At 65.6% G+C, this 6,911-nt stretch carries 4 protein-coding genes and 1 tRNA gene; 1 reads left to right on the forward strand and 4 read right to left on the reverse strand.

Features of this window, described 5'->3' with window-relative positions:
- Positions 1-3: 3 nt before the first annotated feature.
- The 4 genes from panB to uvrA form a co-directional block, all read right to left on the reverse strand.
- Positions 4-843 carry a 3-methyl-2-oxobutanoate hydroxymethyltransferase gene (gene panB / locus EG885_RS21265; RefSeq protein ID WP_131578672.1) on the reverse strand — a complete coding sequence of 280 codons (840 nt, stop codon included), beginning with the start codon at positions 841-843 and terminating at the stop codon, positions 4-6.
- Between the two features lie 12 nt (positions 844-855).
- The gene (gene panC / locus EG885_RS21270; protein ID WP_131578674.1) at positions 856-1,701 is read right to left on the reverse strand and encodes a pantoate--beta-alanine ligase; all 846 of its coding nucleotides are present in this window, start codon (positions 1,699-1,701) and stop codon (positions 856-858) included.
- A 395-nt stretch (positions 1,702-2,096) separates the two neighbouring features.
- Positions 2,097-2,171: transfer RNA gene (locus EG885_RS21275), tRNA-Gly, on the reverse strand.
- 161 nt (positions 2,172-2,332) lie between these two features.
- The gene (uvrA, locus tag EG885_RS21280; RefSeq protein WP_131578676.1) at positions 2,333-5,200 is read right to left on the reverse strand and encodes an excinuclease ABC subunit UvrA; all 2,868 of its coding nucleotides are present in this window, start codon (positions 5,198-5,200) and stop codon (positions 2,333-2,335) included.
- Positions 5,201-5,396: 196 nt separating this feature from the next.
- On the opposite strand from uvrA, the gene EG885_RS21285 reads away from it, so the two are divergent.
- Positions 5,397-6,911, forward strand: a 1,515-nt coding sequence (locus EG885_RS21285; RefSeq protein ID WP_131578678.1) for an ATP-binding protein, incomplete at its 3' end; no start/stop codon positions are given.

Raw genomic sequence — 6,911 nt, forward strand, 5'->3', positions numbered from 1 at the left:
GGGTCAGCGATAGAGATTGGCGGGGGCGGGGAAGCTGCGGGTGCGCACGGCATCGGCATAATCGGCGATGGCCTGATCAGCGCGGGGGCCGAGATCGCCGAATTTCTGCACGAAGCGGGGGACGCGGCCCGAAAGACCCAGCATGTCGTCAAGGACGAGGATCTGGCCGTCGCAGCGGGCGCTGGCGCCGATGCCGATGGTGGGGATGGCGACGGTGTCGGTGATGCGGTCGGCCAGCGCCTCCATCACGCCCTCGACCACGACGGCAAAGGCGCCTGCATCGGCCACGGCGCTGGCATCGGCCAGATGCGCGGGCCATGTGGCCTGATCGCGGCCCTGCGTCTTGAAGCCGCCCATCGTGTTGCTGGATTGCGGGGTCAGGCCGATATGGGCCATCACCGGAATGCCGCGATCGGTCAGAAAGCGGATGGTGGGGGCCATGCGGGCGCCGCCCTCCAGCTTGACGGCCCCGGCGCCGGTTTCCGCCATGACGCGGGCGGCGTTGCGGAAGGCCTGTTCGGGGCTTTCCTCGTAGCTGCCAAAGGGCATGTCGATGACGACCATCGCGCGCGCGCTGCCGCGCATGACCGCCTGACCGTGCAGGATCATCATGTCCAGCGTGACGCCGATGGTCGAGGGCAGGCCGTGCACGACCATGCCCAGACTGTCGCCGACCAGAATTACCTCGGCATGGGGATCGACGAGGGCGGCCATCGGCGCGCTGTAGGCGGTCAGGGCGACCAGCGGCGTCTTGCCCTTGGCGGCGGCGATCTGCGGCACGGTGATGCGCCGGACGGGGCCCTGGCCTGCGTTGGGCATCGGATCAGTGGGGCGTGCGGACATGGGGATGGCCTTTCAGGGATGGACCACGCGCTGGTCGATCAACAGCACATCGCCGAACGCGACGGCCAGCAGGATCACGACCGGGCGGGTCACGGTGGCAATGCGCGACAGATCGCCCGCATCGCAGATGTCGATGGCGCGCAGGGTCGCGCGCGGCTCGGATGCCAGGATGGTGCGGATCTGGCGGCGCAGCAGGCTGACCGGGGTGCCGGTCGAGGCTGACAGCGCAGCCTGATCCAGCGCGCGGGCCAGCACCGGGGCGGCGGTACGGTCATCCGGCGTCAGGCGCTGGTTGCGCGACGACATCGCCAGGCCGTCGGCGTCGCGGACGGTGGCGACCGGCAGGATCTGAACGGGGATGTCCAGATCAGCAACCATTTGCCGGATCAGGGTCAGCTGCTGATAGTCTTTTTCGCCAAAGGCCGCCGCCTGAGGCTGGACGATGTTGAACAGCTTGGTCACCACGGTGGCCACGCCCCGGAAATGGCCCGGGCGCAGGCGGCCCATCAGGATGCGGCCAAGGCCCGTCACCTCGACATGGGTCTGGGCGCCGGGGCGATAGATGTCGGGCACCTGCGGCAGAAAGACCGCGTCGCAGCCCGCATCACGCAACAGGGCCAGATCCTGCGCCTCGGACCGGGGATAACGGTCCAGATCCTCGGTCGGGCTGAATTGCGTGGGGTTGACAAAGATCGAGGTGACGATCCGCCCGCCGCCCTGTTCGTCCAGCCAGTCGCGGGCGCGGGCGACCAGCGCCAGATGACCGGCGTGCAGCGCGCCCATGGTGGGCACCAGCGCCACGCGGTCCGTGCCCTTGCGCCAGTCGCGCATGTCCTGCGTGCTGCGGCAGATCTGCATGAGGGCCCCCCTTGGCGTGCGCGGCACCCTAGCGACGGCGTGGCGGGCGGGCAAGACCCGGGCAGGGCCCATGGGGTTTTCGCCCGCCTGTGGCGGCCGCCCTTGCCACCATGTGGCGACGTCACTGCCGCAATGACCGGCCGGAAGAGGGGCAGGTCACGGGTCTTGCCCTGAGCGGTGATCTGCGAGGTCAGTCGGCAGGATCCGCAGACTGCACGGATCCGGGCGGATGGTTGAGGGGCCGTGCTGGCGGTGAGGGCGAAGGGGGGCTTTGCGCCCCCCGTCGCGTGCCGCGACTCCCCCCGCAGGATATTTTTCTGAAGAAGAAACGCGCGGCGCGGATGGTGGGGGCTGGAATGCAAAAGGCCGGACCCTGAGGTCCGGCCTTTTTGTTTTGGAGCGGGCGAAGAGATTCGAACTCTCGACCCTAACCTTGGCAAGGTTATGCTCTACCCCTGAGCTACGCCCGCGCTCCGTCTCCTTGGGCGATCCGGTTGGACCGTTCCGCCTTCGGTGAGCGGTGATTTACGGGAGGGGGCGGGGGGCTGCAAGAGGAAAAATGGCCGGGCGCGCGGATTTTTTCGGGGCGCGGTTGTGGCCCGGTCCGGGGCGAGGCGGACCGGGGACAGGGTCATTCGGCGGCGCGGATGCGCAGGGGTTTCAGCATCGGGCCCAGATAGCGGCCGGTATGGCTGGCCTGAACCTGGGCCACGTCCTCGGGGGTGCCGGTGGCGACGATCACGCCGCCGCCATCGCCGCCCTCGGGGCCGATATCGATGATCCAGTCTGCGGTCTTGATGACGTCGAGATTGTGTTCGATGACGACCACGGTGTTGCCCTGATCGACCAGCTCGTGCAGCACCTCGAGCAGCTTGCGCACATCTTCGAAATGCAGGCCCGTGGTGGGTTCGTCGAGGATATAGAGGGTGCGGCCCGTCGAGCGGCGCGACAGTTCCTTGGACAGCTTGACGCGCTGCGCCTCGCCGCCCGACAGGGTGGTGGCCTGCTGGCCGACCTTGATATAGCCCAGCCCCACCTGCATCAGCGCGTCCATTTTCTCGCGGATGGGCGGGACGGCTGTAAAGAACGCCTGCGCGTCCTCGACCGTCATGTCCAGCACGTCGGCGATGGATTTGCCCTTGAACTGCACCTCGAGCGTTTCGCGGTTGTAGCGCTTGCCCTTGCAGGTTTCGCATTCGACATAGACGTCGGGCAGGAAATGCATCTCGATCTTGATAACGCCGTCGCCCTGACAGGCCTCGCAGCGGCCGCCCTTGACGTTGAAGCTGAAGCGCCCGGGCTTGTAGCCGCGCGCCTTGGATTCGGGCAGGCCTGCGAACCAGTCGCGGATGGGGGTGAAGGCGCCGGTATAGGTGGCGGGGTTCGACCGCGGGGTCCGCCCAATGGCGCGCTGGTCGATGTCGATGACCTTGTCCAGATGTTCCAGGCCGCGGATCGTTTCGCAGGGGGCGGGGGTCTGGCGCGCGCCGTTCAGGCGCAGCGAGGCGGTCTTGAACAGCGTCTCGATGGTCAGGGTCGATTTGCCGCCGCCCGACACGCCGCTGACGCAGACGAACTTGCCAAGCGGGAAATCGGCGGTGACGTTTTTCAGGTTGTTGCCGGTGGCCTTGACCACGGTGACCTTCTTGCCATTGCCCTTGCGGCGTTCCGCAGGAACCTCGATGGCGCGCTTGCCCGACAGGTATTGCCCGGTCAGGCTGTTCGGGTCGGCGGCGATCTGGTCGGGGGTGCCGTGGCTGACGACCGTGCCGCCATGCACGCCAGCGCCCGGTCCCATGTCGAAGACGTAATCGGCATGGCGGATGGCGTCTTCGTCATGTTCGACGACCAGCACCGAATTGCCCTGATCGCGCAGGTTCATCAGCGTGGTCAGCAGCCGGTCATTGTCGCGCTGGTGCAGCCCGATCGAGGGTTCGTCCAGCACATAAAGGACACCGGTCAGGCCGGAGCCGATCTGGGACGCCAGACGGATGCGCTGGCTTTCGCCGCCCGACAGCGTGCCTGCGGCGCGCGACAGGGTCAGATAGTTCAGGCCGACATTGACCAGAAACCCGAGACGCTCGCGGATTTCCTTGAGGATGGCGGCGGCGATTTCGGTCTTTTGCTTGGACAGATGGTTGGGGGCATCCTGCACCCAGTCCAGCGCCTCTTGAATGGACAGTTGCACCACGCGGCCGACGTGATCGCCGGCGATCTTGACGGCCAAGGCCTCGGGTTTCAGGCGATAGCCGCCGCAGGCGCCGCAGGGGCGGTTGTTCTGATAGCGTTCGAATTCCTCGCGGACCCAGTTCGAATCGGTCTCTCGCAAACGGCGTTCCATATTGGGGATGACGCCTTCGAAGACGCGGGCGATCTCATAGACGCGGCCCGCATCGTCGAAGCGGAACTTGATCTCCTCGGATCCCGATCCGCGCAGGAACATCTGCTGGATCTTGTCGGGCAGATCCTTCCACGGGGTCTTCTTGTCGAACCCGTAATGTTTGGCCAGCGCGTTGATGGTCTGGGTCAGATAGGCCGATTTGGTCTTGGCCCAGGGCACGATGGCGCCCTTGTCCACCGACAGCGCGGCATCGGGAACGACAAGGCGGTCGTCGAAGAACAGCTCCATCCCCAGACCGTCGCAGACCGGGCAGGCGCCAAAGGGGGCGTTGAAGGAAAACAGCCGTGGTTCGATTTCCGGAATGGTGAAGCCGCTGACCGGACAGGCGAATTTTTCGGAAAAGGTCAGGCGTTCGGGTTCGGCGTCGCCTTCACCCTCTGTTGCCAGTTCCAGATGGGCGATGCCGTCGGCAAGGTTCAGGGCGGTGCGCAGGCTGTCGGCCAGCCGCGTCTCCAGCCCCTCGCGCACGACGATGCGGTCGACGACGATGTCGATATTGTGGCGGAATTTCTTGTCGAGGGTCGGCGCCTCGTCCAGATCGTGGAAGACCCCGTTGATCTTGACGCGCTGAAAGCCCTGACGGCGCAGTTCCAGCAGTTCCTTTTTGTACTCGCCCTTGCGGTCGCGCACGATCGGGGCCAGCAGATAGGCGCGCGTGCCCTCGGGCAGGGCCATGATGCGGTCGACCATGTCCTGCACCTGCTGCGCCTCGATCGGCAGGCCGGTGGCGGGGGAATAGGGGGTGCCGGCGCGGGCGAACAGCAGGCGCAGATAGTCATAGATTTCCGTGACGGTGCCGACGGTCGAACGGGGGTTCTTGGAGGTCGTTTTCTGTTCGATGCTGATCGCGGGCGACAGGCCCGAGATGTGATCCACATCCGGCTTGCCCATCATGTCGAGGAACTGGCGCGCATAGGCCGACAGGCTTTCGACATAGCGGCGCTGCCCCTCGGCATAGACCGTATCGAAGGCCAGAGATGACTTTCCCGACCCCGACAGGCCAGTGATCACCACCAGCTGGTCGCGCGGAATGTCCATGTCGACGTTTTTCAGGTTGTGTTCGCGCGCGCCGCGCACTTCGATGAACTTCTGTTCCATGCCTGCCCCTTTGCCAGTCGCATCAGATAGGGACGCTTGGCCGAAAAGCAAGTTCCAAATGCGAACGAAGGCGGAACAACGCCCGGCCTTCCGCCATTTGTCGCGCTTGCCGCACCGCACGGTCCTGTTACCGCTGCCACTTGCGCTGCAATGCAGCACCGCTAGGATGCGGACGTCAGGGACAAAGGGGTGCGGGATGTTCAAGAAGATTCTGGTGGCCAACCGGGGCGAGATCGCGATCCGCGTCATGCGCGCGGCCAACGAGCTGGGCAAGAAGACGGTCGCCGTCTATGCCGAGGAAGACAAGCTGGGCCTGCACCGCTTCAAGGCTGACGAGGCGTACCGGATCGGCGAGGGCCTGGGCCCGGTGGCCGCCTATCTGTCCATCCCCGAAATCATCCGCGTGGCCAAGCTGGCGGGCGCCGATGCGATCCATCCGGGCTATGGCCTTTTGTCCGAAAACCCCGATTTCGTCGATGCCTGTTTCAATGCCGGGATCACCTTTATCGGGCCGCGCGCCGACACGATGCGCGCGCTTGGCGACAAGGCCAGCGCCCGCCGCGTGGCGATCAAGGCGGGCGTGCCGGTCATCCCCGCGACCGAGGTGCTGGGCGAGGATTTCGACGCCATTAAGAAGGAAGCGGCGGCGGTCGGCTATCCGCTGATGCTGAAGGCCAGCTGGGGCGGCGGCGGTCGCGGCATGCGCCCGATCAACAACCCCGAGGAGCTGATCGAGAAGGTCCGCGAGGGCCGCCGCGAGGCCGAGGCCGCCTTTGGCAATGGCGAGGGCTATCTGGAAAAGATGATCCTGCGCGCCCGCCATGTCGAGGTGCAGCTGCTGGGCGACACGCATGGGGGTCTCTATCACCTGTACGAACGCGACTGCACCGTGCAGCGCCGCAATCAGAAGGTCGTGGAACGCGCGCCCGCCCCCTATCTGACCGAGGAACAGCGGGCCGAGGTCTGCGCGCTGGCGCTGAAGATCGGGCAGGCGGTCGGCTATCAGAACGCCGGAACCGTCGAATTCCTGATGGATATGGATGACGACCAGTTCTATTTCATCGAGGTGAACCCTCGTGTGCAGGTCGAGCATACGGTGACCGAAGAGGTCACCGGCATCGACATCGTGCAATCCCAGATCAAGATCGCCGAGGGCGCGACCTTGGCCGAGGCCACCGGCCATGCCGCGCAGGCCGACATCACCCTGTCGGGCCATGCCCTGCAATGCCGCGTCACGACCGAGGATCCGCAGAACAATTTCATCCCCGATTACGGACGCATCACCGCCTATCGGTCCGCGACAGGCATGGGCATCCGTCTGGATGGCGGCACCGCCTATTCGGGCGGGGTGATCACGCGTTACTACGATTCGCTGCTGGTCAAGGTGACGGCCTGGGCGCAGACGCCCGATCAGGCGATCAAGCGGATGGACCGCGCCTTGCGCGAATTCCGGGTGCGGGGCGTCAGCACGAATATCGATTTCGTCATCAACCTGCTGAAACATCCGGTTTTCCTCGACGATACCTATACGACCAAGTTCATCGACACGACGGACGACCTGTTCACATTTGCCAAGCGGCAGGACCGGGCGACCCGCATCCTGACCTATCTGGCCGATATCAGCGTGAACGGTCACCCCGAGACGGCGGGCCGCCCGCTGCCCCCCGCGCAGGCCCGCCGTCTCGGGGTGACCGTTCACGCTGATATCGGC

Source organism: Paracoccus nototheniae (genome assembly GCF_004335005.1).
Taxonomy (GTDB): domain Bacteria; phylum Pseudomonadota; class Alphaproteobacteria; order Rhodobacterales; family Rhodobacteraceae; genus Paracoccus; species Paracoccus nototheniae.

Coding starts and splice junctions, on each gene's coding strand:
- panC (WP_131578674.1), bottom strand. CDS start 1,701: ATGCAGATCTGCCGCAGCACGCAGGACATGCGCGACTGGCGCAAGGGC.
- panB (WP_131578672.1), bottom strand. CDS start 843: ATGTCCGCACGCCCCACTGATCCGATGCCCAACGCAGGCCAGGGCCCC.
- uvrA (WP_131578676.1), bottom strand. CDS start 5,200: ATGGAACAGAAGTTCATCGAAGTGCGCGGCGCGCGCGAACACAACCTG.